This is a genomic window from Bacillus sp. FSL R5-0820 (assembly GCF_038593385.1).
GTDB classification, from domain to species: Bacteria; Bacillota; Bacilli; order Bacillales; family Bacillaceae; genus Bacillus; species Bacillus altitudinis.
In genome coordinates, this window is record NZ_CP151991.1 from 2,092,106 (window position 1) to 2,117,054 (window position 24,949).

32 protein-coding genes, 2 pseudogenes and 1 riboswitch are annotated in these 24,949 nt (G+C 41.5%); of the genes and pseudogenes, 4 read left to right on the forward strand and 30 right to left on the reverse strand.

The genetic code is table 11. The annotated features are described in order from the left end of the window. From NST15_RS10640 to NST15_RS10675, 8 genes are all read right to left on the reverse strand, one after another. Window positions 1-531, reverse strand: a complete 531-nt coding sequence (locus NST15_RS10640; protein WP_008344474.1) for a thiol-disulfide oxidoreductase ResA — start codon at window positions 529-531, stop codon at window positions 1-3. Window positions 532-621: 90 nt separating this feature from the next. Continuing rightward, a complete protein-coding gene (gene rluB / locus NST15_RS10645) occupies window positions 622-1,356 on the reverse strand; it encodes a 23S rRNA pseudouridine(2605) synthase RluB (protein ID WP_008344472.1) in 735 nt (244 codons plus the stop codon). Between the two features lie 134 nt (window positions 1,357-1,490). After that, complete coding sequence (locus tag NST15_RS10650) at window positions 1,491-2,027, reverse strand: spore maturation protein (RefSeq protein ID WP_017359781.1); 537 nt, start codon at window positions 2,025-2,027, stop codon at window positions 1,491-1,493. Between the two features lie 4 nt (window positions 2,028-2,031). Next, window positions 2,032-2,619, reverse strand: a complete 588-nt coding sequence (locus NST15_RS10655; protein WP_007501015.1) for a nucleoside recognition domain-containing protein — start codon at window positions 2,617-2,619, stop codon at window positions 2,032-2,034. Continuing rightward, window positions 2,607-3,758, reverse strand: coding sequence for a D-alanyl-D-alanine carboxypeptidase family protein (locus NST15_RS10660; RefSeq protein WP_342498530.1), 1,152 nt, complete (start codon window positions 3,756-3,758; stop codon window positions 2,607-2,609). The genes NST15_RS10655 and NST15_RS10660 overlap by 13 nt, the downstream gene beginning before the upstream one ends. 110 nt (window positions 3,759-3,868) lie before the next feature. After that, window positions 3,869-4,348, reverse strand: coding sequence for a YpuI family protein (locus NST15_RS10665; RefSeq protein ID WP_007501019.1), 480 nt, complete (start codon window positions 4,346-4,348; stop codon window positions 3,869-3,871). Window positions 4,349-4,461: 113 nt separating this feature from the next. Continuing rightward, on the reverse strand, window positions 4,462-5,055 hold the full coding sequence (scpB, locus tag NST15_RS10670) for an SMC-Scp complex subunit ScpB (RefSeq protein ID WP_008344462.1): 594 nt from the start codon (window positions 5,053-5,055) through the stop codon (window positions 4,462-4,464). Continuing rightward, window positions 5,045-5,803 carry a segregation/condensation protein A gene (locus NST15_RS10675; protein ID WP_007501021.1) on the reverse strand — a complete coding sequence of 253 codons (759 nt, stop codon included), beginning with the start codon at window positions 5,801-5,803 and terminating at the stop codon, window positions 5,045-5,047. Before NST15_RS10675 ends, scpB begins: the two co-directional genes overlap by 11 nt. A gap of 211 nt (window positions 5,804-6,014) precedes the next feature. On the opposite strand from NST15_RS10675, the gene NST15_RS10680 reads away from it, so the two are divergent. Next, on the forward strand, window positions 6,015-6,107 hold the full coding sequence (locus NST15_RS10680; protein ID WP_008359694.1) for a YjcZ family sporulation protein: 93 nt from the start codon (window positions 6,015-6,017) through the stop codon (window positions 6,105-6,107). Between the two features lie 88 nt (window positions 6,108-6,195). After that, entirely contained in the window at window positions 6,196-6,720 is a 525-nt protein-coding gene (locus NST15_RS10685) for a DUF309 domain-containing protein (protein WP_017359784.1), read from the forward strand. Between the two features lie 224 nt (window positions 6,721-6,944). Here NST15_RS10685 and NST15_RS10690 read toward each other — a convergent pair whose 3' ends face one another. The 7 genes and pseudogenes from NST15_RS10690 to NST15_RS10720 form a co-directional block, all read right to left on the reverse strand. Then, window positions 6,945-7,298 (reverse strand): GNAT family N-acetyltransferase, encoded by a 354-nt coding sequence (locus tag NST15_RS10690; RefSeq protein WP_008344455.1) that lies wholly within the window; start codon window positions 7,296-7,298, stop codon window positions 6,945-6,947. Between the two features lie 113 nt (window positions 7,299-7,411). After that, window positions 7,412-7,876 carry a 6,7-dimethyl-8-ribityllumazine synthase gene (gene ribE, locus NST15_RS10695; protein WP_007501031.1) on the reverse strand — a complete coding sequence of 155 codons (465 nt, stop codon included), beginning with the start codon at window positions 7,874-7,876 and terminating at the stop codon, window positions 7,412-7,414. Between the two features lie 26 nt (window positions 7,877-7,902). Next, the gene (gene ribB, locus NST15_RS10700) at window positions 7,903-8,526 is read right to left on the reverse strand and encodes a 3,4-dihydroxy-2-butanone-4-phosphate synthase (RefSeq protein WP_008344453.1); all 624 of its coding nucleotides are present in this window, start codon (window positions 8,524-8,526) and stop codon (window positions 7,903-7,905) included. Window positions 8,527-8,537: 11 nt separating this feature from the next. Continuing rightward, window positions 8,538-9,188, reverse strand: coding sequence for a riboflavin synthase (gene ribE, locus NST15_RS10705; protein ID WP_026050106.1), 651 nt, complete (start codon window positions 9,186-9,188; stop codon window positions 8,538-8,540). A gap of 252 nt (window positions 9,189-9,440) precedes the next feature. After that, window positions 9,441-9,582, reverse strand: a riboswitch (FMN riboswitch). Between the two features lie 114 nt (window positions 9,583-9,696). Further along, window positions 9,697-10,041 carry a hypothetical protein gene (locus NST15_RS10710; RefSeq protein ID WP_008344451.1) on the reverse strand — a complete coding sequence of 115 codons (345 nt, stop codon included), beginning with the start codon at window positions 10,039-10,041 and terminating at the stop codon, window positions 9,697-9,699. 234 nt (window positions 10,042-10,275) lie between these two features. Then, entirely contained in the window at window positions 10,276-10,512 is a 237-nt protein-coding gene (locus NST15_RS10715) for a DUF2164 domain-containing protein (protein WP_017359788.1), read from the reverse strand. A 200-nt stretch (window positions 10,513-10,712) separates the two neighbouring features. Further along, window positions 10,713-11,162 (reverse strand): annotated as a pseudogene (locus NST15_RS10720) (hypothetical protein); the annotation flags it as partial. On the opposite strand from NST15_RS10720, the pseudogene NST15_RS10725 reads away from it, so the two are divergent. Further along, window positions 11,050-11,649, forward strand: a pseudogene (locus NST15_RS10725) (MFS transporter); the annotation flags it as partial. The pseudogenes NST15_RS10720 and NST15_RS10725 sit on opposite strands and share 113 nt — an antisense overlap. Before the next feature lie 30 nt (window positions 11,650-11,679). Here the strand turns inward: NST15_RS10725 and NST15_RS10730 are convergent. Beyond that, complete coding sequence (locus NST15_RS10730; RefSeq protein ID WP_008359679.1) at window positions 11,680-12,117, reverse strand: peptidylprolyl isomerase; 438 nt, start codon at window positions 12,115-12,117, stop codon at window positions 11,680-11,682. A gap of 321 nt (window positions 12,118-12,438) precedes the next feature. Between NST15_RS10730 and NST15_RS10735 the strand changes: the two genes are divergently transcribed. Beyond that, on the forward strand, window positions 12,439-13,323 hold the full coding sequence (locus NST15_RS10735) for a DUF1002 domain-containing protein (RefSeq protein ID WP_017359791.1): 885 nt from the start codon (window positions 12,439-12,441) through the stop codon (window positions 13,321-13,323). 40 nt (window positions 13,324-13,363) lie between these two features. On the opposite strand, the gene lysA is transcribed toward NST15_RS10735, so the two are convergent. The 14 genes from lysA to deoB form a co-directional block, all read right to left on the reverse strand. Next, a complete protein-coding gene (lysA, locus tag NST15_RS10740) occupies window positions 13,364-14,689 on the reverse strand; it encodes a diaminopimelate decarboxylase (RefSeq protein WP_008344445.1) in 1,326 nt (441 codons plus the stop codon). 115 nt (window positions 14,690-14,804) lie between these two features. Then, on the reverse strand, window positions 14,805-16,277 hold the full coding sequence (locus tag NST15_RS10745; protein ID WP_007501043.1) for a spore germination protein: 1,473 nt from the start codon (window positions 16,275-16,277) through the stop codon (window positions 14,805-14,807). Continuing rightward, window positions 16,231-16,839 (reverse strand): stage V sporulation protein AE, encoded by a 609-nt coding sequence (locus NST15_RS10750; RefSeq protein ID WP_007501044.1) that lies wholly within the window; start codon window positions 16,837-16,839, stop codon window positions 16,231-16,233. Before NST15_RS10750 ends, NST15_RS10745 begins: the two co-directional genes overlap by 47 nt. 6 nt (window positions 16,840-16,845) lie before the next feature. Then, window positions 16,846-17,196, reverse strand: a complete 351-nt coding sequence (spoVAE, locus tag NST15_RS10755) for a stage V sporulation protein AE (protein ID WP_007501045.1) — start codon at window positions 17,194-17,196, stop codon at window positions 16,846-16,848. Continuing rightward, complete coding sequence (spoVAD, locus tag NST15_RS10760; RefSeq protein WP_342498531.1) at window positions 17,196-18,212, reverse strand: stage V sporulation protein AD; 1,017 nt, start codon at window positions 18,210-18,212, stop codon at window positions 17,196-17,198. The genes spoVAE and spoVAD overlap by 1 nt, the downstream gene beginning before the upstream one ends. Before the next feature lie 12 nt (window positions 18,213-18,224). Beyond that, window positions 18,225-18,677: a stage V sporulation protein AC gene (gene spoVAC / locus NST15_RS10765; protein WP_019743094.1), complete on the reverse strand. Its 453-nt coding sequence runs from the start codon at window positions 18,675-18,677 to the stop codon at window positions 18,225-18,227. Window positions 18,678-18,697: 20 nt separating this feature from the next. Then, window positions 18,698-19,114: a stage V sporulation protein AB gene (locus NST15_RS10770; protein WP_007501049.1), complete on the reverse strand. Its 417-nt coding sequence runs from the start codon at window positions 19,112-19,114 to the stop codon at window positions 18,698-18,700. Next, on the reverse strand, window positions 19,104-19,724 hold the full coding sequence (locus NST15_RS10775) for a stage V sporulation protein AA (RefSeq protein ID WP_008344433.1): 621 nt from the start codon (window positions 19,722-19,724) through the stop codon (window positions 19,104-19,106). Before NST15_RS10775 ends, NST15_RS10770 begins: the two co-directional genes overlap by 11 nt. Window positions 19,725-19,838: 114 nt before the next feature. Then, a complete protein-coding gene (gene sigF / locus NST15_RS10780) occupies window positions 19,839-20,606 on the reverse strand; it encodes an RNA polymerase sporulation sigma factor SigF (RefSeq protein WP_007501051.1) in 768 nt (255 codons plus the stop codon). Between the two features lie 12 nt (window positions 20,607-20,618). Beyond that, window positions 20,619-21,059: an anti-sigma F factor gene (gene spoIIAB, locus NST15_RS10785; RefSeq protein ID WP_007501052.1), complete on the reverse strand. Its 441-nt coding sequence runs from the start codon at window positions 21,057-21,059 to the stop codon at window positions 20,619-20,621. Continuing rightward, window positions 21,056-21,409: an anti-sigma F factor antagonist gene (spoIIAA, locus tag NST15_RS10790; RefSeq protein ID WP_008344431.1), complete on the reverse strand. Its 354-nt coding sequence runs from the start codon at window positions 21,407-21,409 to the stop codon at window positions 21,056-21,058. Before spoIIAA ends, spoIIAB begins: the two co-directional genes overlap by 4 nt. A gap of 157 nt (window positions 21,410-21,566) precedes the next feature. Then, entirely contained in the window at window positions 21,567-22,769 is a 1,203-nt protein-coding gene (locus tag NST15_RS10795) for a D-alanyl-D-alanine carboxypeptidase family protein (protein ID WP_089374163.1), read from the reverse strand. A 111-nt stretch (window positions 22,770-22,880) separates the two neighbouring features. Next, window positions 22,881-23,693 (reverse strand): purine-nucleoside phosphorylase, encoded by an 813-nt coding sequence (locus NST15_RS10800; protein WP_008344425.1) that lies wholly within the window; start codon window positions 23,691-23,693, stop codon window positions 22,881-22,883. An 11-nt stretch (window positions 23,694-23,704) separates the two neighbouring features. Next, complete coding sequence (deoB, locus tag NST15_RS10805) at window positions 23,705-24,889, reverse strand: phosphopentomutase (RefSeq protein ID WP_008344423.1); 1,185 nt, start codon at window positions 24,887-24,889, stop codon at window positions 23,705-23,707. Window positions 24,890-24,949: the final 60 nt, after the last annotated feature.

Genomic DNA, 24,949 nt, shown 5'->3' on the forward strand with positions numbered 1-24,949 from the left:
CTATGACCCCTTTGGTTTAATCAAATTCATATATTCATAGACATTACGTTCTGTCATCGTTCCCTTTATGACTTTGATTACTTTGCCTTCAGGATTAATTAAAAATGTGGTTGGCAGCGGCGTAATATCATATGCCTCTGTCACTTGACGATCTTTGTCCATGGCAACAGGAAAATTCACGCCATAAGCATCCATAAAGTTCTTCACAGCAATATTGGATTCCCCCACATTCACGGCAACAATTTCGACACCGCGATCCTTGAACACTTCATACTGATTTGCCATATAAGGGAATTCCTGCTTACATGGACCGCACCATGTACCCCAAAAATTGAGAAAGACGCCTTTGCCTTTTAAGTCCTTTAATTCAATCCGTTCCCCATCTACCGATTGAAGGACAAAGTTAGGCGCAATAGATCCTTCTTTGACTTGATCCTGTTTGGCAAATACTGAGTTATACATCGTATAACATAGTGCAGCAAGCATCACGAGGAGAATGCCCGTCCGTATGAAAAATCGTCTTTTCTTCATCTGAAGTACCCCTTCCCCATAGACATTCAGGTAAATTATAGCATTCTCCTTCTTTTGATGCTTCTTCATTTTTTGAAGTTTATGTGAAAATTAAAAAGCGCTTTTCCCATGATCCGCAATCGCTCTTAGGCGTTTTACTTCATGCGGCGTCAATTCTCTGCGATCTCCTGGTCTCATGCCTTCAATATGAAGGAAAGCATATTGCTCTCTTTTGAGTTTTAAAACGTCGTGGCCGATTGCTTCAAACATGCGGCGAACCTGTCTGTTTCTGCCTTCATGAATGGTTAATTGCACAATACATGTTTGCTTTCGTTTATCAATCGAAAGCATTTTGGCACGGGCAGGTGCTGTTTTTTTATGGTCTAACATGATTCCTTTTTCTAACTTTCTAAGCAATTCTTTTGAAGGGATGCCTTTTAGTTTCGCTGCATACGTTTTATCAATTTGATATTTCGGATGCATGAGCTTATGGGCAAATTCGCCATCATTTGTAATCAAAATTAAACCGCTCGTATCATAATCCAACCGGCCGATTGGATACAGACGCTGCGGAACATCATCAAAGAAGTCTGTCACGACTTTGCGTCCTTTATCATCCTCGGCAGCTGAAATGACGCCGCGCGGTTTATAAAGCATAAAGTAAACCGGTTCTTCTCTTTCAAGCTTTAAGCCATTGACTTCAATTTTATCTGAAGAGCCCACCTTTACTCCGAGCTCTGTCACTGTTTCACCATTAACGGTAACTCGTCCTTCTTTAATTAATTCTTCAGCCTTTCGTCTAGAAGCGACGCCGGCATGGGCAATTACTTTCTGTAAACGTTCCATTTGTCTTTCACCTCATGTACTATCTTACTTGCTTGGCTTGAAACAAACAAGCATTCGTGGAAAAATAAGCGTTTCATCTGTCTAATTTCAACAAAAAAGCTGTTTTCCATCCACGAAATAAAAAAAGCACCTGTTTAGGCGCCGCTAAATAACAAACTGACGATAATAATCGATGCAATGATCCCAATCAGGTCTGCAAGCAGCCCCACTTTCAGTGCATCTCCCATTTTTTTAATACCAACTGCTCCAAAATAGACGGTTAAAATATAAAGGGTCGTATCAGTTGACCCTTGCATAACGGCGGCAAGCTTGCCGATAAAAGAATCTGGACCATAAGTCGCGATTAAGTCTGATGTCATACCAAGCGCCGCTGTTCCTGATATAGGGCGTATCAAAGCAAGCGGAACCACTTCTGTAGGAACACCAATCGCTGTAAACACAGGTTTCAATAATTCCATGACAAAATCAAGGGCACCTGATGCTCGGAAAATCGTAATGGCGACAAGCATACCGACTAAATACGGAATGATTGAAAAGGCAATTTGAATGCCTTCTTTCCCGCCTTCTACAAATGTTTCGTACGTCGGTACTTTTTTAATCGTCCCTGCAATCAATATTCCTGCGATGATCAGTGGAATCAAAGCAAGTGACAGCCAGTTAATAAATGCCACAAGATCACCCCCGTCTGCTTCTGCGATAGTGGAAATAGCGATCAATCATAATCGCACCGATACCTGAAATAAGTGTCGCCAAAATGGTTGGACCTACAATATCTGTTGGCTGATCTGCGCCATAGGTCATACGAATGGCAATGACAGTCGTTGGCACAAGTGTGATAGAAGATGTATTGACTGCTAAAAAAGTGATCATAGACCGGCTCGCCTCATTTTTTCCGCCATTTAATGCTTTCATCTGCTCCATCGCCTTAATCCCAAGTGGAGTGGCGGCATTGCCAAGGCCAAAGAAATTTGCCATGAGATTGGACAGAATATACCCCATCGCTGGATGATTCGCAGGAATCTCAGGAAATAGTTTTGAGATAAAGGGCCGGCATAATTTACTAAAGAAATGTAACAACCCCGCTTCTTCTGCGATCTTCATCAATCCCAGCCAGAATACAAGAACACTAATCAACCCAATTGAAATGGTGACCGCTTCTTTTGATCCTTTAAAAACAGCTTCGTTCACTTCATGCATCGTTCCGTTAAACATTGCATAGACAAGACCGATGACCGTGAGGAATACCCAGATCAGATTGACCATGAAGATCCGCCTATCGATGTCTGAAAGACAGACTTAAACATTTCTTGAAAGCTTTTTTGAGGCATTCGGTTGCGTTTATTTTCATAAAAAATGGGGACTTGCTCAATCACCTGACCATCCAGTAAGAACGTCATTTTCCCTACTACATCTGGGATCGCTTCTTTGTTTTTCTCCCATTTCTTTTCAGGCGTCAGCATTTCCGTTTCGATTTCCACTAGTTTTTTCTCATCTTCATTTAAAAAATAGTCCACATCCCGCTGAATAAACGCTTTTTTTTCGTAAAAAGTCCCTTTTAACGAAGCGAGCCTGCCTTTTTCAGCAAGCACATACGTTTTATAGTGATCAAATGCATACTCAAACATTGAGATATGATCCTTCCAATCATCCGGTGCATTAATCGTCACAGCAATGAGCGCAGCATCTCCTTTTGCAGCTGTGGAGACAAGCGTGCGTTTTGCAAGTTTTGTATATCCTGTCTTCCCTCCAGTCGAATATTGATATAAACCAGTGAGCAGCTTGTTTTTGTTTTTCCAATAACCTTCGATTGTTTTTGCTTTATAAAAGGTGGTACCGGCAATTTTTTGATATTGCTGATGCTTCATGGCGTATTTCGTTAAGATTGCCATATCATAAGCTGATGAATAATGGTTTTTATGATCATCGAGTCCATGCGGATTTTGAAAATTCGTATTCTCCATGCCTAGTTCAGAGGCCTTTTGGTTCATCATAAAAATAAATCCTTCTAAGCTGCCACCAACATGTTCTGCAATGGCAACAGCTGCATCATTTCCAGAGCGCAGCATGAGCCCGTATGTCAAGTCTTCTAAGCTCACCTTCTGTCCTTCCTTTAAATAAATTGAAGAACCTTCCGCTTGAATCGCACGTTTTGACACTTTGACCATGTCGTTCATTTTTCCTGATTCAATGGCTAATACAGCCGTCATAATTTTTGTGATACTGGCGATTCTTCTTTTTTCGTGCTCGTCCTTTCCAAATAGGACTCTGCCTGACTGTCCATCTATTAAAATGGCGCTTCTCGCACTCACCGATAATGAAATGTCTGCTTGAGCGTGTGAGGAAAAAGGCAGTAAGAGTGTCAATAGAAGAAGGACTGCTGTTCCAATTTTTAAATAGGGCATGTTCATTCACGTCCTTGTCCGTTTTGTACAAGTGTATGCGCGGCTGAAAAAGTTATGATGCCTCGTCCATAAAAAAAAGCAACTCTCATGTGAGAGTTGCCTTGTCTTCTTTATACCATTTTCATTTGCTGATGAGATGTTGTATATTCCAGCTCTTCTCTCATCGTTAAAAACTCTTTTTCTAATGAAGAAAACAAACGTTTGACTTCAGCCGATACTTCATGATGGAAAACAATGCAGCTTTTTCCTGTGTAGGCTGAACGGCTATCTTCATACCATGTATCCTTTTTTGGTGTAAAAAATTCTTCAATACATTGATGATAAATACGATGAAGCGTCTGCTGTGCGGCTTGCTGCGGGAATGTCTGCTGCTGCCCGATTTTCCTACAAACCGCCGCGGCATCCTCGCTATAAACTGCAAGCTTCCGCAATGTACTTAATATGTCACAATAATAGGCTTCCGCTTCCGGGTTTAATCGTTTCAAGCTTGATAAGGTAGCTTCGTTCAGAAAATCATTCATTTCAACTGCAACCTTTGATAAAAAAACGCCTGCTTGATCAACTTGAGCCTTTACATTCATATGTGCCATTTGTTTCGTGTTTACCTTCCCCTCATGGCTTTGTCACCATTTTATCTTTCAAACAAAGGTTTTAGACCTAAAATCTTTGTTATATTTTATCATACATTTTTCCTTATTTTGAACTATTTTATCTCTTCAAATGTTTGATTGAAGTTTTCAAAAAAGAGATCAGCCTCTTCTTGCACCCCATCTGCTTCCACATTCTCTGGAAGTGGCGGCAATTCATCTAAGGCTTTTAAACCAAATTGCTCTAAAAAGGTAGGTGTTGTCCCATAAAGGATCGCTCGTCCCGGTCCATCGGCACGTCCTACTTCACAGAGCAGTGCTTTGGCAACTAAACTATGCAACACTCGTTCTGATTTAACGCCTCTGATCTCCTCGACTTCGCTGCGTGTAATCGGTTGTTTATACGAGACAATGGCGAGCACTTCTAGCGCTGCCTGTGACAAACCTTTCGATGGTGTCTCTACTAATTTTTTTAAATATACGCTGTATTCTTTTTTCGTCAGCAGCATATATGAATCTGCATATTCAATGAGCTCAATTCCTCGTTCTTGTTTTTGATATTCTTCTTTTACGGCAGACATAATATCAAGCAACGCTGCCTCATCAACTTCAAGAACAGACATGAGCTGTTTTCTTGTTAAGCCTTCGTCACCTGCTGCATATAGCAGCGCTTCTAAGATGGCTTTCCAATTCACGATATCAAGCGTCATGAATCGTTTCACTCCCTATGATATAAATATCTTCAAAGTTTCCTTCCTGCTCCAGCATGATTTGATGGCTTTTCATCAATTCGAGAACAGCAAGAAACGTCACGACAAGGTGTTCCTTTTGATCATGTTGAAATAAAGTCATGAAATTGGTCCGCTTTTTTGTTTTTCTTAAATGGTTCATAATCTCATTCATTTTGTCTTCAATCGGGATTTCTTGTCTTGTAATCTTTGATGGTGCTGGTTTTGTTATTTTTTTGCGGTTCAATACCTTCTGGAACGCACCTAACATATCATACACCGTGACGTGTAAGTTTGTGTCCTTCGCTTCTGCTTCTTTTGCAAATTCACTTAAATCACTTGGTGGTTTTGTAAAGGCGTTTTGCCGCTCTTCTTCACGTTCCTTCAGTTCTTGCGCTGCATTTTTATACTTGCGGTATTCAATTAATTTGCCAATCAGCTCATCACGAGGGTCCTCTTCTTCTTCCATCAGGTCTTCATCAAACAGCTCTTCCTCTTGTTTTGGGAGAAGCATTCTGCTTTTAATGCTCAGGAGGGTTGCAGCCATCACCAAATACTCACTTGCAACATCAAGTTCAAGCTCCCTCATCGTGTGGACATATAATAAATACTGCTCCGTAATTTTAGCGACGGGAATATCATAAATATCAATTTCCAAACGGTTAATTAAATGTAAAAGCAAGTCCAAAGGACCCTCAAACGAATCTATTTTCACCTGATATTCCAGCATTCTTTTCTCACCATTTCTACTGTCTTCTAAGTACCGTTTTCATCGGCTAACCTTTAGTATAAGACACCATAAAGCTCTCGTCCAATATAATTTCGACTATGAGGCAGCAGGCAAAAAAAGAAAAACAGTTGATTCGCCCATACCAATGAGGGCATTTATACATAGAATACCATTGTAATCAGAACTGATGAAAAAAGGAGGCCGTAACATTATGGGAGATGGTTATTACTTCGGCGGAGGATTTGCGCTTATTGTTGTGCTGTTCATCTTGCTGATCATCGTTGGCGCGGCTTGGGTTTATTAAAGAAACAGAGCGTCCTTTCATAAAGGGGCGCTCTTTCTTCTTTTCTTTTCGGTATGTTAGACTGATAGTGGAAAAGGAGATGACCGCTGTGTATCCTAAAGCGTACGTGGCTTTTTTACATGAATTTCATACGACAAGAGATTATTTTGAGTGTCATGAAATTCTTGAAGAATTTTGGAAAGAAGATCCTCCTCATCAGCGTAAAAAGTACTGGGTGGGTCTCATTCAGCTTGCTGTTGCTTTGTATCATCAAAGACGAGGGAATGGAAAAGGAGCAAAACGGCTGATTTCAAACAGCCTTCATATATTAGATTCGGACCGGAACATACTAACAGAATTAGGTCTTGATGAAGAGGCATTTCTTTTACTGCTGAGAACACTGAAAAAGAAAATCGATGAAGACATGCCCTACGAAAGTGTGATGCTGCCAATACGAGATGAAACGCTTCTTTCTTTATGCCAAGAGATGGCCCAAAAAGAAGGCTTAACCTTCGGACAGGAGAGCAACTTATCCCATACATTCTTAATTGAAAAACATAGACTGCGTGATCGGACGGACGTATTGCTTGAACGTGAAAAGCAGATGGAACGTAAAAAAAGCAGAGGCATATAACCTCTGCTTCAGCGTGTAGACAAACCCTCGCATTCGGTGTCAGTCCTGCGTGCCGGTGCTCACGAATATCGAATTCGCTCCGCTCCAGTACTCGTCCTTCCTAGACTGCAAAGGTTTTCTATCACGCTGAAAAGAAGACAAAGGGCTAAAATCAAGTTCATTTTAGCCCTTTGTCAACAATCTAAAGCAGAGGCATATAACCTCTGCTTTTACATGTGTGATATTTAGTTTGTTTCACTGTGACACTTATGAAAGAAGCCTTGCGTTAATTCATTTGGAATGAGTGTTTTCGTTTTGAATACTTCTTCCACGGCTAATACCATTTCCTTGCCGATGCCTTGGTCACGATGGGACGGATTGACACTAATATGTTCGATTTGTACTTGGTCGTCTGTTTTCAGCACACCAATCGCACCGACGATATCCTCACCATCTTTCCAAAGGAACAGCTGCCGATCTTCATCCATTTCATACGACTTTATCGTCTGCTGAAGCTGTTTGACGTCTTTCTCACCCGGCATAAAGGACAGGAGTCCCATGGCAATTTTTTCAAAAGACCTCTTGTAACGAATTAACATATATACCCCTCAATATTAAAATTATCCTATTTTCCAGCAAATGTCTTATGAATCACTTGCTCATCACACATTATAAACACTTTTAGGTTGTTTTTAAACTCTTTTTCATCAAATTAACGAAACGTTCGATTTAGGTTGGCCATTTCAATAGCAGCTGCAGCCGATTCACTGCCTTTATTTCCAGCCTTTGTACCGGCTCTTTCAATGGCTTGTTCAATAGATTCTGTTGTCAGTACACCAAAGATAATCGGCACCCCTGTTGAGATGGCACTTTGTGCGATTCCTTTAGCCGCTTCATTACAAACATAATCGTAATGTGATGTTGCCCCGCGAATCACGGTTCCAAGTGTAATGACTGCATCATATTTTTTTGTTTCTGCTAGTTTTTTTGCCATATACGGAATTTCAAAAGCCCCCGGCACCCACACGACATCAATATCGTCACCGTTTGCTCCGTGTCTAAGCAATGTATCTTCTGCTCCGTCTAGCAGTTTGCTTGTAATGAAATCATTAAATCTAGCGACGACGATTCCAAACTTTAATCCTTCTGCTACTACATTCCCTTGTATTGTATTCATATGTTCATCATCCTTTTTTGTGATTTTTATTTTGTTTTCATTGTCGTTGTTTGCTTGTTTATATATGCCTGCAATGCTTCAATCGTCAGCATCTTTAAATCGTGTTCTTTTTGAATTTTTTGCAGTTCGGGTACACGGGCCATGGTTCCATCTGCATTCATAATTTCACATATGACACCCGCTGGCACTGAACCCGCAAGTTTAGCAAGATCAATGGCCGCTTCTGTATGACCTGGTCTTTCTACTACGCCTCCCTCTTTCCCAATAAGAGGGAAAACATGACCTGGGCGGGCAAAATCTTCTGGTTTTGACTCTTTATTTAACATGGCCAAAATGGTCGTTGAGCGCTCAAAAGCACTTATACCAGTTGTTGTTGACGTATGGTCGATGCTTACTGTAAATGCTGTATGATGTGCATCCGTATTTCGCTCGACCATAGGATGCAGATCCAAGTGTTTCGCAATCGAAGCATGAACTGGTGTGCAAATAAGACCTCTTCCATGTAAAGCCATGAAGTTAATGACTTCCGGCGTTGCATGCTCAGCAAGTGCCACAAAGTCTCCTTCATTTTCTCTGTCTTCATCATCTACTACGATAATGATTTCTCCTCGTTTCAGGGCATTTACTGCCTCATCAACTGAATGATACATACAATCGCCTCCTAGAATCCGTGCTCTTTTAAAAATGATGGGGTTAATCGTGATGGCTGCTTTTCGTTTTGCTCTTTTGTTAAAAAGCGATAAATGTATTTACCGATCATGTCACATTCAATATTTACTACATCCCCCATAGATTTAGTCGGGAAAATAGTTCCTTCAAGCGTATGTGGAATGATAGAAACTGTCACGTGAGCATCTCGCAAATCGAAAATAGTCAAGCTGACGCCGTCTATTGCGATCGATCCCTTTTTTGTAAGCATATCTGTGAGGGTCTTGTCCATTTTCAAATCATAGTAAATGGCATTACTCTTCTTTTCTACACGGGTAATCACAGCCGTTCCATCAACATGGCCTGAAACAAAATGACCGCCGAATCGTCCATTTGAGGACATCGCTCGCTCTAAATTCACTTGGCTACCTGGTGCAAGCTGATCAAGTGATGTCGCTTTGACCGTCTCAGGCATCACATCTGCCGCAAACTGTTCTTTTGTGAAGCTTGTGACAGTGAGACAAACGCCATTGATGGCGATACTATCGCCTAGGTGAACATCTTCTAGTACACGACTGCACTTGATGATGATTTCCATGGCATCTGCGGATCTTTTGCTCAATGACTGGACTGTACCCACTTCTTCAATAATCCCCGTAAACATGTGATCCTCCCTTTCTCTTTCTTTTGTATTTCTCACTTTATGAAAAAGCGATGTTTGGGACATGTGATCGATTGAACACCTTCGTCGCTTTTTATGGTCCATACAAGGTAAATGAGGGATCACCTAATAAACACTGCATGCGATGACTATATTGACATACAGAAAGCCCCGGAAAAATTCCGGGGCTGTGGTTTTTTTGCATTAGAAATAAAACTATGATCAACACTTATTTTTTGTTCATACATAGCTTTCGTTATCCTTCTCCCATCCAGACTTTCACTGTCGGCTTCAGCTTCTCACTGAATCAACCGTTAATAAATTAACGGGTCACGGGCTGTAAAGCATTTGCTTTATTACCGTCGGTCGGGATTTTCACCCTGCCCCGAAGGATACAATCGATATTTAGCTGTCCTTAGGGGCTATTATAGCGATCCTTGTTGTCAAATGCAACAATCAAGATTTATTCACCTGTTCATAAAAAAAGCCTCCTTATAGGAAAGGAGACTTGTTAATTGACGACTTTTACTACTTTTATAAGACCGTCTATTCTTTTTTCATTACTAAAGTATGCTTTAATACGATCGCCTTTTTTCAGATCGGCCACATCATCTTCAAATTTCTTTCCATTAAAAATGATTTTCGTGCCATTTTTGGCTTGACCGTAATACTCATCACCATCAATTTTTGTAATGGTATATTCATAGATTGTGTAATCTTTGTCATTATTCGTTAAGCTTTCGCCGATGGCTGTTGGCACATCTTCAATTTTCATACCATTCATGTATAAATAACCTGCGCCTAAACAAAGCAGTAAAACAAATAAGATTGCGATTTTTAATTTGATTTTCCCCATATTTAGAACCTCCATCATCTGCACTTCGCCTATTTGTATGTTCTATTCCTTCTTTTGATGAAATAAAACCAAAAAAGCTGATTTTCATTAATGGTTACTTATATAACGATTCAAATGGACTTTTGGTTCCACCTTTTCATCATTACATATGATACGAATATGCGTTCTTTATTAAGGGGGTCTTTTTTCCTCTTTATCTGTTAGCAGGGTGAATAAGATAGACGAGCTTTTTGATTATATTCTTTTCTCTAGTGCGAATAGATCTTCCTCTAACAATTGAGATCTTTGAACAGCGATATTTCGGCTGTCACGAACCCCTTGATTATAATAGTAGCTTCCAAGATGTTTTGTGATAAATTCTAATATATTGATGGCTGCTAATTCACCAATCTCCTCTTCTCGTTCTTCGGCAAAGTAACGCTGAATAGCAATCATCATCTGATTTTTTTCTTCTTTTGTTAATGGTTTCAAAGTATCTCCTGCTTTCTTTCAGCATGATCACACGCTTTTTAGATTTGCACTTTCACTTATTTTTAGAGCTACATATGGTGACACTCACGAATACGAATGTTTGTTCTCTTATCATATCACAAAAACGTGTCCATCACACCCTAAAAGAAAAAGCGTGTTTTAATCAATTGATCAAAATACGCTTTCTTTATATAGACTATTTATTTCAATATGGATAGTATCGTCGCTACAGAATGATCTACAAATGAACGCTCAGGGCGAGATTTCATGAGAACTGTAAGTCCAATAAAAGAAACAACCAGTGCCTGTGCTAAGGCTTTGGCATTCAGACTGCTTTCGAGCTCACCCGAGCGAATACCTTGTACAATTTTTTCTTCAAAAATGACCGAAAGATACATCTGATGCTCTCTTGTGAGAATTTCAAATTTCTCTTCGTGGGGGGCAAGCTCGACTATTGTATTGATGCAGAAGCACCCTTTACTCGGCCCATGTCCATATTCCTCTTCTACTAATTCAGCAAATAATGTATGAAATGCTTCCTTGTTTATATTGTTCAGACAAGAACGGATTCTACGTATTCGTGGCGTACTGGGTTTTCTGATCTTTGTTGTGTTTGGCACGCTGTGGACTTCACTTGTGCTGCCTCTCAGCACTACGCCATACAATCTGTCACATACGGCGATTGGTGCATTTGGCCTTGCTGGAGTTGCCGGAGCATTAGGTGCCGCTCGAGCTGGAAGCCTTGCTGATCGAGGCTTAGGACAGTTAACAACGTGCATCGCCCTTGTCCTATTACTCTTTTCATGGTGTTTTATTTTTTTCACTGAATATTCCCTCATTTTATTAATCGTTGGTATCGTCATTCTTGACCTATCTGTGCAGGCCGTTCATGTGACCAATCAAAGTATGATTTTCACAGTCCGGCCTGAGGCGAGAAGCCGGCTGACTGCTGCTTATATGATTTTTTATTCCCTCGGCAGTGCGCTCGGTTCTATTGTATCAACTAACATATACGCAAACGCTGGCTGGAATGGGGTATGTCTATTTGGAGCCTCTATCAGCGCCTTAGCCCTTTTATATTGGATGATCACCTACCGCTTCACGGCACAGATCACAGGAACATCAGATTTAAAATAAAAAACACCGCAATTAAGCGGTGTTAATGGATTAAGCATCGACAACTTCGACTTTTTCCATCCCTTGACCTTGTTCCATGTCAAGAACAGCCTCGATACCAGATGTTACTTTACCAAAAACAGTGTGAACACCGTTTAAGTGCGGCTGTGGGTCATGTACGATAAAGAATTGGCTGCCGCCAGTGTCTTTACCAGCGTGTGCCATTGATAATGAACCTCTCTCGTGCTGATGAGGGTTTCCTTCTGTTTCACATTTAATTGTGTAACCAGGTCCTCCAGTTCCATTACCGTTTGGATCGCCGCCTTGGCTTACGAACCCAGGGATCACGCGGTGGAATTTCAATCCATCGTAGAAGCCTTCATTCGCTAATTTTTCAAAGTTTGCTACTGTACCTGGAGCAGCCTCTGGGTAAAGTTCAAACTCAATTTTCTTTCCATTCGTTAATTGTATGTATCCTTTTTTCGCCATTTTTCACATTCTCCTTTCAGGTTAAACAACGCTCATTATAGCACATTTTTGGTCATGTTAAACATCCCCTGCTTACCTAATGTGATTTACCTCTTTTGCCAACATTGATAAAATAAAAGAGCTTGATCCTTTTCTCCTAAGGAAATGATCACAGACTGAGCAAAACACTTCATCATATTGGAGGTTTCAAACATCTTTAAAAGATAATTGAAACGTCAGACTGATTTGTTACGTCTATATGATGGAGTACGATTCAAATCATGTACTCAAAAGATGAGTTTCTCACCATCGAGAAACGCTTTCGACTTGAAGGAGGTCAACATGTTTAAAAAAACAATGCTTGGTATGATGGCAGCGCTCCTTTTACTGATTGGTGCGCCAAAAGTCAGCTTAGCGGATGCAGCTGTCGGCGATGTCATCGTCACACTCGGGCAAGACTTAACACCGGCTGATCGCCAGAAGGTGCTTGACGAGTTGAATCCACCTGAAAATGCGACAAAAATTGAAGTAACCAATAAAGAAGAGCACGAATATTTAGGAAAGTATATCCCTCGCTCTCAAATCGGGACTCGAGCATTATCATCTTCATCTATTACTATTGAAAAATCAGGTACGGGTCTGACTGTGGATACACATAACATTAAGACCATTACAGATGAGATGTATTTAAATGCTTTAATGACCGCAGGCGTGAAAGATGCAAAGGTTGTCGTGACGGCGCCGTTTGAAGTATCTGGCACAGCAGCACTGACAGGTTTATTAAAAGCCTATGAGGTGTCAAGCGACAAAGCCATTCCCGAAGATGTGAAACAGGTGGCTAACGAAGAGCTTGTAACAACATCTAAATTGGGTGACTCTATTGGAAAAGACAATGCTTCTGCTCTGATTGCAAAAATCAAAGATGACATTGCCAAAAATGGAGTTCCTAAAACAACAAAAGAAGTGGAAGAAAAAGTAGATCAAGCCGCTTCTGATTTGAACTTAAATCTGACGCAGGACCAAAAAGATCAACTTGTCTCTCTCTTCGATAAAATGAAAAATATCAATATCGATTGGAAACAAGTCGGATCTCAAATTGATAAAGCAAAAGACAAGATTACAAAATTCATAGAATCAGATGAAGGGAAAAACCTTCTACAGAAAATTTGGGATTTCTTTGTCTCCATTTGGAACGCGATCGTCTCTGTATTTACTGGTGGAAAATAAATGTCATAGAAAAAGCTGCCTGATGATCAGGCAGCTTTTTTTAAGTCGATGATTTCACTTTTGATTGATAAGGTAAATCCAATTTGACAATGTCCTCATATGTCTCACGCTCAACGACAAGCTGCGCTTCCCCATCTTCTACAAATACTACAGCCGGGCGCGGGATACGGTTATAGTTGTTTGACATGCTGTAGCCATAAGCTCCTGTACAAAAGACAGCTAATAAGTCTCCCTGTGATAACTCTGGCAGATCAATATCCCAAATGAGCATATCTCCACTCTCGCAGCATTTCCCTGCAATGGACACAGTTTGATCATGCGTTTGGCTCATTTTATTGGCGCTCGCTGCTTCATATTTCGCTTGATATAAAGCAGGTCGAATGTTATCACTCATTCCGCCGTCAATGGCTACATAATCGCGAATGCCAGGTACATGTTTGGATGAGCCGATCGTATAAAGAGTGGTTCCTGCATCTCCAACAAGTGAACGGCCTGGCTCAATCCAAATTTCAGGCATCTCAAATTCATAGCGGGCTACATTTTCTTTCACCGCTTGAATAATTTTCTCCACATATTCAGTCGCAGGCAGTGGCTCATCCTCTTCTGTATAACGGATGCCAAAACCTCCGCCTAAGTTCAGCACTGTGGAAATAAAGCCAAATGATTCTCTCCATTCATCTAGCTTCAAGAAAATCTTATCTGCCGCAAGGACAAAACCAGCCGTATCAAAAATTTGTGAGCCGATATGACAATGAACACCTAAGAGCTCGATCACTTCTGATTTAAGCACTTGTTTCACCGCTTCGTCTGCTTGTCCATTATGAAGGTCAAAACCGAATTTTGAATCTTCTTGACCTGTTGTAATGTAGTCATGCGTATGTGCTTCGACACCCGGCGTGATGCGGAGTAGTACTTTCACCTGTTTTGACAGCTCTTGACCAAGCTGTTCAATGAGCGTCATTTCATAGAAATTATCAACGACAATACAGCCAATTCCGTGCTCTAGTGCCATCTTTAATTCTTCTCTGCTTTTGTTGTTACCATGGAAATGAATTTTTTCTACTGGAAAACCGGCACAAATGGCTGTGTGCAGCTCCCCGCCTGAAACGACATCAAGTGATAAGCCTTCTTCTTTTGCCAGCTGGAACATGGCAATAGAAGAAAACGCCTTACTCGCATATGCCACCTGAGCTTTTAGTTCTTCTTCAATAAATGCTTTCTGAAAGCTTTTTGCACGCTCCCGTATTAAAGCCACATCATATACATAAAGTGGTGTCCCATACGTTTCAGCTAAAGAAACGGCATCAACACCACCAATTTCTAAATGTCCGAGTTCATTTTGTCTGCAAGTGCCGTGTAAATACAATGTCATTCCCTCTTTCTCCGCCTCGGCTGAAAAAAGACAGCTGCACAAGCTGCCTTTTGCCGTTTCTCAAAGTTAAAAATACAATATCACAATCTTCAGCCACTTTCAACGAGCGTTAAGAATTTGGCGGAATTTTTGATCTGTTCTGAGGGTGAACGATGCTTGGCCTTACTTTTGAGCCAGGTACAGACGTCCGAATGAGCACTTGCCACAAAGCCTTTCCATTAAAAGGAATGAACGGCCACATATAAGGTGTCTGTAAGGAACGAATGGATGTTAAATAAATAAGTAACAGCGTAAAACCGATGATCAGTCCATTCAGCTTAAAGATCGCTACTAGTGCTAATATGATCAGTCGGATGATTTTATTAGCGACACTCAGTTCATAACTTGGAGTGGTGAATGTGCCGATGGCTGCTAGCGAGACGTATAATATGACCTCTGGTGTAAATAAACCGACATCAATTGCAATTTGTCCAATTAAAACGGCTGCAATCAAGCCCATGGCAGTCGACAAGGCGGTCGGCGTATGGATGGCCGCCATTCGTAAAAATTCCACCCCAAAATCAGCAAGGAATACTTGGAGAATGACAGGGATATGGGAGGGTTTGTTAAATCCAATATAGCTTAGATTGTCTGGCAGAAGATTCGGTTCTAGAATAAAAAGAAACCAGATCGGCAAAAGAAAAGTAGAACATAAGATGCCTAAAAAACGCACCCATCTTAAAAAAGTCCCAACCGCTGGCGCCTGGCGGTATTCTTCAGCATGTTGAACGTGATGAAAAATAGTGGTTGGTGTAATGATGACACTAGGGGATGTATCCGTAATGATGATGACATGCCCTTCTAATATATGGTTAGCGGCTACATCTGGGCGCTCGGTGTATCGCACAAGCGGGAAGGGATTATATCCTTGCTTAATGATAAATTCTTCTATTGTTTTATCAGACATCGTCAGTCCGTCAACTTTAATCCCAGACACTTCCTTTTCGATAATATCAACAAGATCAGGATCAGCAATGTCTTCAATATAACAAACACAGACGTCTGCTTTAGAACGCTCGCCTACTTTAAGCATTTTGTATCGCAATTTTTCATCCCGCACTCTTCTGCGAATGAGTGCTGTGTTCACAATGATGTTTTCAACAAAGCCGTCTCTTGCACCTCTGACAACCTTTTCTGTATCCGGTTCCTCCGGCATTCTGCCAGGGTAGCTCCTGACGTCAATGATAAATGCGTAATTTTCACCTTCGACAACGACTGCTACAAGTCCAGACAACACTTGATCCACTGCTTCATCAAGCGTTTCAACTTTTGAGACTTGCTGATTGACAAGACGGTTTTCTACCACACGTGCAAGATCATCTGATTCAGGTTCGTTGTCATTGATTTCAATCAGTTCTTTTAATAAATAGATCACATATTGTGTATCACATAATCCATTTACATAGTAAAGCTGGATTTCCTGATCATGGACATAAATTTTCCGAACGCCAAGGTCAAAGCTGAGACCCATCCCGACATTGTCTTTGAAAAAATCTTCATTTTTCTTCGGATCTCGGTACACGTGCACCTTGTCTTTCTTCATGGAAACCGCTCCTTTCTAAAATTAATTCGACTGCCTTCATTGTGATGGGGGACCCTTTGCTTAGATCATCTTTCCGTCCCATCTTGCCAATATCTCCAATGCCGACAACAATCGGAAGCTGTAGTGAATCGAGACAATACACTGTATCTCCACTCATTTTGTGTGGTTCCATTTCTGGAAGTCCATGTTTGTCAACGCCGTATTCTGTCAGTTCACCTTCCCGGTCAATGGAGACATGTACCTTTGTCCATTCCGCTTGATGGGTTTTAGATGCCACTGCAATGGCGCCAATCACTTCAATTTCAGGGTGACGTGCTACGTGCTTCATCGCCGTCTCCCCTGTTCCTTCACCTGTTAAGCCAGAATCATCAAACATGACAAACACTGGGTCATACGGCGTTTTTAAAATCATCTGGACCAGTTCTGGTCCTGTTCGTTTGCTCGGATTCCCTTTTGAGCTGGAAATACATCTTCCGCCGACTTTCTTTGCGACAAGCTCAATCGTTTTGGCAGCATATATATCTCCGTCTGTCACTAAAATGACTTTGCGTCTTTGCCCCATATTAGGTTATCCTTTCGGTTTAAAGATAAGTGCAATGATAAATGAAAATAAAATTGCAGCTGATATTCCAGCAGAGGTTAACTCAAAAATCCCAATTCCGATTCCAATAAATCCATGGACATCAGCCTGATGCATCGCCCCATGAAGCAAGCTATGACCAAAGCTTACGATAGGGACGGTAGCACCCGCTCCTGCAAATTCAATAAATTTATCATAAATACCAAACCCGTCTAAAATCGTCCCTGCCACAACAAAGGTCGTCATGACATGTGCTGGTGTGAGTTTCAGTACATCAAGTAAAAGCTGGCCGATCACGCAAATCAGTCCGCCTGCAACAAAAGCAATCAAATAATCCATTAGCTTTCTCCTCCTGCACGCTCAAATACAACTCCGTGCGCAATGGTTGGAATGGTCTCTTTTTGCTGAACCATCATTGGGCTGAGAAGCGCCCCGGTTGCTACAACCAATACTCTTTGTAAATTCCCTGCTTTAATTTCTTGAAAGATGTGACTGAATGTCACGACAGCTGAGCAGGCACAGCCGCTGCCTCCAGCGAATACATTTTGATCAGGTGTGTATATGATTAATCCGCAATCATCATGCTTTCGTCCAAGCTGAATGCCATCTTCTTTCAGAAGATCCTTTAAAATAGGCGATCCAATTCCAGATAGATCTCCTGTTAGGATGAGATCATAATCATCTACTGTTCTTCCTAAGTCTTCTAAATGTTGTTTGATTGTGTCTGCCGCTGCAGGCGCCATAGCCGAACCCATATCAAATGGATCTGTAATCCCAAGATCCATCACCCGTCCGACGGTGGCACTTGTAATTTGAATTTGGGAAGGTTCTTGGCTGATGACGACAGCACCGCTCCCTGTCACTGTACTTGTGGCTGTATCGGGTTTTTGCCCGCCATATTCTGTTGGATTACGAAATTGCCGCTCTGCCGTCGCATTGTGACTGCTTGTCGCAGCAAGTGCTCTATTGGCAAAGCCACCATCTACTAGCGCTGAGGCAATGGCAACTGATTCCATAGATGTGGAGCAGGCACCAAATAAACAAAGAAACGGGATTTTGAGTTCTCTTGCCACATAGTTGGCTGTCACGTTTTGGTTCAGTAAATCTCCTGCCAGCAGAAGGTCAATATCACTTTTTTGCAAATTGGCTTTTGATAAGGCCATTGATATGGCATCATCCATGAGCTGCCTTTCAGCCATTTCCCAGTTCTTTTGATAACAGTGCATTTCATCATAGGTTTTATCAATGAGATGACCGATTGGGCCTTCTTTTTCTTTCGGTCCTGCAGCTGTTCCTTCCGCATTCACATAAAGCTTGTGTTCAAATACCCAAGATTGCTTACCTGTTAGTTTCACGTTTTATTCCTCCTACGAAAACATCTTTTCCAAGACGTATCGAATAATCCCTACGACATATGCCGAGACGACACCAAACACAATGACGTTCCCAGCCAGTTTAAACATGTTGGTCGCTACACCTAACACAAGCCCTTCACTTTTATGCTCAAGAGCCGCACTTGTCATGCTATTTGCAAATCCTGTCACCGGGACAGCTGATCCCGCTCCAGCAAACTGGCCGATTTTATCGTAAATACCAATACCAGTTAAAATAGCAGAAATTAAAATAAGGGTCGCCACCGTTGGATTCCCTGCTGTCTTCTCATTAAAATCAAAAAAAGTAATATAGAAATTTTGCAATCCCTCGCCTATCGCACAAATCAAACCGCCGACAAGAAAAGCCTTGATGCAGTTTAGTACATAAGGAGGTTTCGGCTGATACGTTTTCACTTTAGATGGATAGTTCTCTTTTAAACTTGACACGTGTTGTTCCCTCCACATTTTTAAATATAAATAAGCCAATGAAATAGCGAGCCAAACACCTTCCCTAAGACGATGGCCATGAGCAGCAGCACAATTTTCCCGTCCATTCCAATTCTTTTCGTTAAGATAGGAAGTACATTTAACACTTCAGTGAGTGCGGCTGCAAGCATGCCGACAAAAATGCCAGATAAAAGACCGATCGGAAGCGCCAACCATTTGGATAAATGCAAATGAACTTGACTTAAAGTAGCCCAGCCGCCAACGACCGCTCCACTTATGACAGCAGCCTCATATCCTTGAATGAAACGCTGCGTTTTCGTTAATTGCATTAATCGAGGGATAATACCAAGCACTGTGAGAAACGCCACAAATCCTGCCCCTACCGTTAAACCGCCGCCGAGCCCAACAAGCACCACAAAAAGCCATTTACCGATCATGAATATCTTTCAATGTTTCTTTGTTTTCATTGAGTGCGACATAATGATCAAGATCGAGCTGATATTTAAACATTTCCACTTCAAGCGGACTTGGCTCTTCGTTTAAACGCTTTTTAAACACATGATTGAAAAATAAAATCATGCCAAAACCGAGTCCAAAGCTATATGGAATTTGTAATAAATAAGGATGCTCAACCGTGTTTCCAGTAATCATCTCGTAAAGGCGGATATGAACAAGCCGCATACTAACATCCTCATGGAAATTCATGATGGCAAGGGCCGCTCCGACAAATAAGAGGAGCCATACAAACACGAATAATACGGGGGACAGCTGGCGTTTGCCTGTATCAATTTCAACAATGGCTTCTGAGCCTCCGACCGTTTGAATGTCGATGTCAGGCCACGCTTTTTTGATCGTTTTGACCACATGCATGATATCTAACACAACGATGTGACGATCCTTTTTGCTGACATGGTATATCGGCATTTTGCTCAACTTTTGCACAGCACTGTCATCTCCAGTGATTTGGGCAATATCCTCTAAATAAATAAGCTGATCATTACCAGTCTTAATCCGATGGCGCAGCCGAATAAAGATTTGTCCGTCCATCCAAGTCACTTCCTATACGATGGGTTAAAAATAGTATGTGGTGAAAAATGGTTCTCATACTGAAAGAACTTGATTTACCGGTAATTACCACACAAAAAAAGCCAGCCGAATTGGCTAGCTGTCTTTTTGATCCATTTGCATTTGGATTTGTTTTAAAATCTTCTTTTCAAGCCGTGAGACTTGCACTTGGGAAATTCCGAGTCTTTCTGCTACTTCTGATTGTGTTTGGTCTTTATAATACCTTAAATAGACAATCAGTTTCTCGCGCTCTTCTAATTCTTTAATCGCCTCTTTCAGCGCAATTTTATCAAACCATCTTTCTTCTGAATGATCGGCAATTTGATCGAGCAACGTAATCGGATCGCCGTCATTTTCATACACGGTTTCATGAATAGATGATGGTGAGCGGACCGCTTCTTGAGCGAGGACGACATCCTCAGGTGTGATGTCCAGATATTCAGCGATTTCCTGAACAGTCGGCATTCGTCCATGAGATTTAGACAATTCGTCCCTTGCCCGCCTAATTTTATTTCCAAGTTCCTTTAAGGACCTGCTGACTTTGACGGTTCCATCATCACGAATGAAACGCTGAATTTCACCAATGATCATTGGAACGGCATAGGTCGAAAACTTCACATCATAAGACAAATCAAATTTATCAACAGATTTCAGCAGGCCAATACAGCCTATTTGGAACAGATCATCTGGTTCATATCCTCTATTTAAAAAGCGCTGAACAACGGACCAAACAAGACGCATGTTTTTTTCTACGAGGAGGTCTCTTGCTTGTTGATCTCCGTCTTGGCTTTTTTTGATGAGCTGTTTCACTTCATCATTAGACAGCTGTGCTTTTTTTGCTTGCTTTTTTACCTCCACATCCATATGAGCAGCTCCTTAATTACAAAGCGCTTTGCTTTTTGATAGATGCTTTGTTAAGCGGATCGTTGTGCCCATTTCTGGAGATGAGTCCACCATGACATCATCCATAAAGTTCTCCATGATCGTAAAACCCATCCCGGAACGCTCTAAGTCTGGTTTCGTCGTAAAAAGCGGCTGCCTTGCTTCCTCAAGATCTGAAATGCCCATGCCTTCGTCTCGAATCGTCAGATACACAATATGGTCATCCAGTGTGACGCTAATGTGCACCTTGCCGTCTGGATTCCCGTCATACCCGTGAATGATCGAGTTCGTGACCGCCTCTGATACAACGGTTTTGATTTCTGTTAGCTCATCTAATGTTGGATCGAGCTGAGCGATGAATGCTGCCACCGTTACTCTCGCAAAGGATTCGTTTTGACTTAAAGCAGAAAAAGTCAGATTCATTTCATTTGTCATGATGCCACCCCCAATGTTTGCAGCGCAGTTTGCTCTGAAGGCTCCATACGAATAATTTTAAACAAGCCGGACATATCAAATAAACGGTTCACTGCTGGCGAGATCGCACAGACGACCATTTCACCGCCAAGCTGTTTAATTTCTTTGTATCTTCCTAAAATCACTCCGAGCCCAGAGCTGTCCATAAACGATAAATCAGCTAAATTCAGCACGATGTGGCGAATGTCCTCTGTTTCCAAATAATTCGTCACCTTTTGTCTCAATGTCTCTGCGGAGTGATGATCAAGCTCCCCTGTCAACCGAATGCAAAGTACGCTCTCTTTTATTTGAAAATCAATACCAAGGCTCATCTTTTCTTCCTCCTTGCTCTATTTTCGGATAAAGAATGTTTCTCTTTCTTCACATGCAAATCCTTCACCATGACAAAACTAGTGATCATTCGTCACATTTAGATGTTCTTTTCGTTCATAGCAAAAAAGACTGCCAGTTGCAGCAGTCTTTCACCTTTTACTTCCATTTAACAAATTCGGCCATAGCCCGTTTGAAGAACGTCCAAACACCGGCTTTTTCCATATCTTCTTTCGCTTCAACAGGACTTTCATGAAGCACTTTTCCATCTTTTTTCAAGATGATGGTGCCAAGCTTCGTTCCTTTTGAAAATGGGGCTGTGACATCTTGAGATAATTTAATTTCTTTTTTGATCTGATCGACATTTTCACCTTTTTTCGTTAGAAGAGAAATCGGTTCAGACGTGACAAGCTGAATTTTTTTCTTTTTCCCTTTGCTCACTTTGATCTCTGCTACGTCTTGACCACGCTTGTACAGAGGATGCGTTGTATATTGACTAAAAGCGTAATCCAGCATTTTGACGACTTGGGCATTTCTGTCTTTTGGTGTACTTGCGCCGAATACAACAGCAATCACGCGCATGTTCCCTTTTTTAGCGGATGCAGTTAGACAGTATTTCGCCTCGCCTGTAAACCCTGTTTTCACCCCATCCACACCTGGATAAAATTTAATGAGACGGTTTGTATTCACAAGCCAGAATTTTTTATCCGTGTTCTGACGAAGATAGTCTTCGTATACACCTGTGAACTTGGTGATCTCTTCATATTTCAACAGCTCTTTTGCCATTTTTGCCATATCATGAGCCGTGCTGTAATGATCTTTTTCAGGAAGTCCTGTTGGATTTTGAAAGACCGTTGAGGTGAGCCCTAGCTCTTTTGCCTTTTTGTTCATTTGCTCAACAAACTGTTCTTCAGATCCAGCAATATGTTCTGCCATGGCAACTGAAGCATCGTTTCCTGACGCAATCGCAATGCCTTTTAGCATGTCTTTAACCGTCATTTCTTCTCCCGGTTCAAGGAAAATTTGTGAGCCCCCCATAGATGCTGCATGATCGCTCGTTCTTACTTTATCAGTCATTTTTAATTTTCCTTGATCCATCGCTTCCATGATGAGAAGCATCGTCATGATTTTGGTCATACTTGCAGGGGCAAGCTTTTCATCACTGTTTTTGTTGTAAAGCACTTTTCCCGTGTCACGTTCCATTAAAATCGCTGATTTGGCTTCATGCGCCAATTCTGATGTTTGTTTTTCTCCTGGCTTTTCAATCTTTTCTTTTGCCATCGCTGATGGTGAAACCATTGAGATAAGGATCATTAAAGTAAACAATGCACATATATGACGTTTCAAGTGGCAGACCTCCATTATCGTAATCCTTTCTATTTTTTCCTCATAAAGGCTGTTTTATTCAGAGATCGTTTGATTGCCATAAAAAAAAGCCCTCTGTTTCATGAACAGAAGGCTTTTTCACACGATCTATGAGAGTTGTTTGACAACATCTTTCACTAAATCAAGGAAACTTGCTTTCACTTTTTCCGTCACTTCGATCACTTCATCATGAGAAAGCGGCTGATCTAAAATACCTGAAGCCGCATTAGAGATGCATGAAATACCAAGTACTTTTATGCCTGCATGACGTGCTACAATCACTTCTGGCACAGTCGACATACCGACTGCATCAGCGCCAAGCGTTCTGAGGAAACGAACCTCTGCCGGTGTTTCATATGAAGGGCCAGTCATTCCTGCGTAAACCCCTTGCTGCACAGATATGCCTAAATGTTTAGCCGTTTTCTCTGCAAGTGCCAGCAAATCTTTATCATACGGTGCAGACATATCAGGGAAACGAACCCCTTGACTGTCGTTTGGTCCAATTAACGGATTGGTCCCCATCATATTGATATGATCTGTAATCAACATAAGATCGCCAGGATGGAAGGACGTATTCACACCGCCCGCTGCATTTGTCACAATACATGTTTCAATGCCGATTTCTTTCATTACACGGACAGGAAATGTCACCTGCTTCATATCATACCCTTCATAGTAATGGAAACGTCCTTGCATGGCACAAACGACCGTGCCTTTCAGCGTTCCAATGACGAGCTGGCCTGCATGCCCTTCTACTGTTGAAACAGGGAATCCAGGAATATCTTCATATTTCAATTTGATTGGATTTTCAATCTCATCGGCTAAAATGCCAAGACCTGAACCTAAAATCAATCCAACTGTTGGTACATATGTCGATGCTTGTTTAATATATGCCGCCGCTTCTGAAAACTGTGCTCCCACGTGATTTCCCCCTATTTGAGTTTAGATAAAAAGCTTGTTCCGTATTTTGGCAGCGTTGATTTAAAATTATCTGCTACCGTTGCCCCAAGATCAGCAAATGTTTTCGCTGTTGGTAGCTCATTCGCTTCTTGATGCTTTTTGCTGTAAGCAATAAGCGGAACGTATTCTCTTGTATGATCTGTTCCGTGATGAACCGGGTCATTTCCGTGATCTGCTGTGATCACAAGCAGATCATCCTCTTTTAATAGATCAAACACTTCAGGTAGACGTGCGTCAAATTCCTCTAGTGCCTTACCGTAGCCTTCTGGATCTCTTCTATGTCCATAAAGCGCGTCAAAATCGACCAGATTTAAGAAGCTCAGCCCAGTAAAGTCTGATTTCAGCGTCTCAACTAGCTTGTCCATTCCATCCATGTTGGATTTCGTTCTGAGTGAAGAGGTGATTCCTTCTCCATCATAAATATCAGAGATTTTTCCGATCGCAATGACATCTAGTCCATCATCTTTCAATTCATTCATGACGGTACGGTCGAATGGTTTTAATGCATAGTCATGACGATTTGGTGTTCTAACAAATGCCCCCGGCTCCCCGACAAATGGACGAGCGATGATGCGCCCTACCATATATTTTTCATCTAAAGTCAGTTCACGTGCGATTTCGCAAATGCGGTAAAGTTCGTCTAATGGCACAACTTCTTCGTGTGCAGCAATTTGCAGCACAGAATCTGCTGAAGTATAAACGATTAAATCGCCTGTTTTCATATGCTCTTCTCCAAGCTCATCAAGAATTTCTGTACCAGACGCTGGTTTATTTCCAATGATGCCACGCCCTGTTTTTTCTTTTAATTCATTTAACAGTTCATCTGGAAAGCCGTCTGGAAAGACTTTAAATGGTGTGTCGATGTAAAGACCCATAATTTCCCAATGCCCTGTCATTGTGTCTTTCCCGTTGGATGCTTCTTGCATTTTTCCATAATACGCAAGCGGTTTTTCGTCCGCTGGAATTCCTTTAATTTCTTTAATATGACTTAGCCCAAGCTTCGCCATATTCGGCATATGAAGCCCGTTCATTTTTTCAGCAATATGTCCAAGTGTATCTGCACCTACATCATTAAATTCAGCAGCATCAGGTGCTTCCCCGATTCCTACTGAATCCATCACAATGAGGAAAATACGTTTATACTGATAATCAGGCATAAAAAAGCGCCTCCTTCAATATTCTTGTCCTTTCACCTTTCACAACTGGAGAGGTCAGAC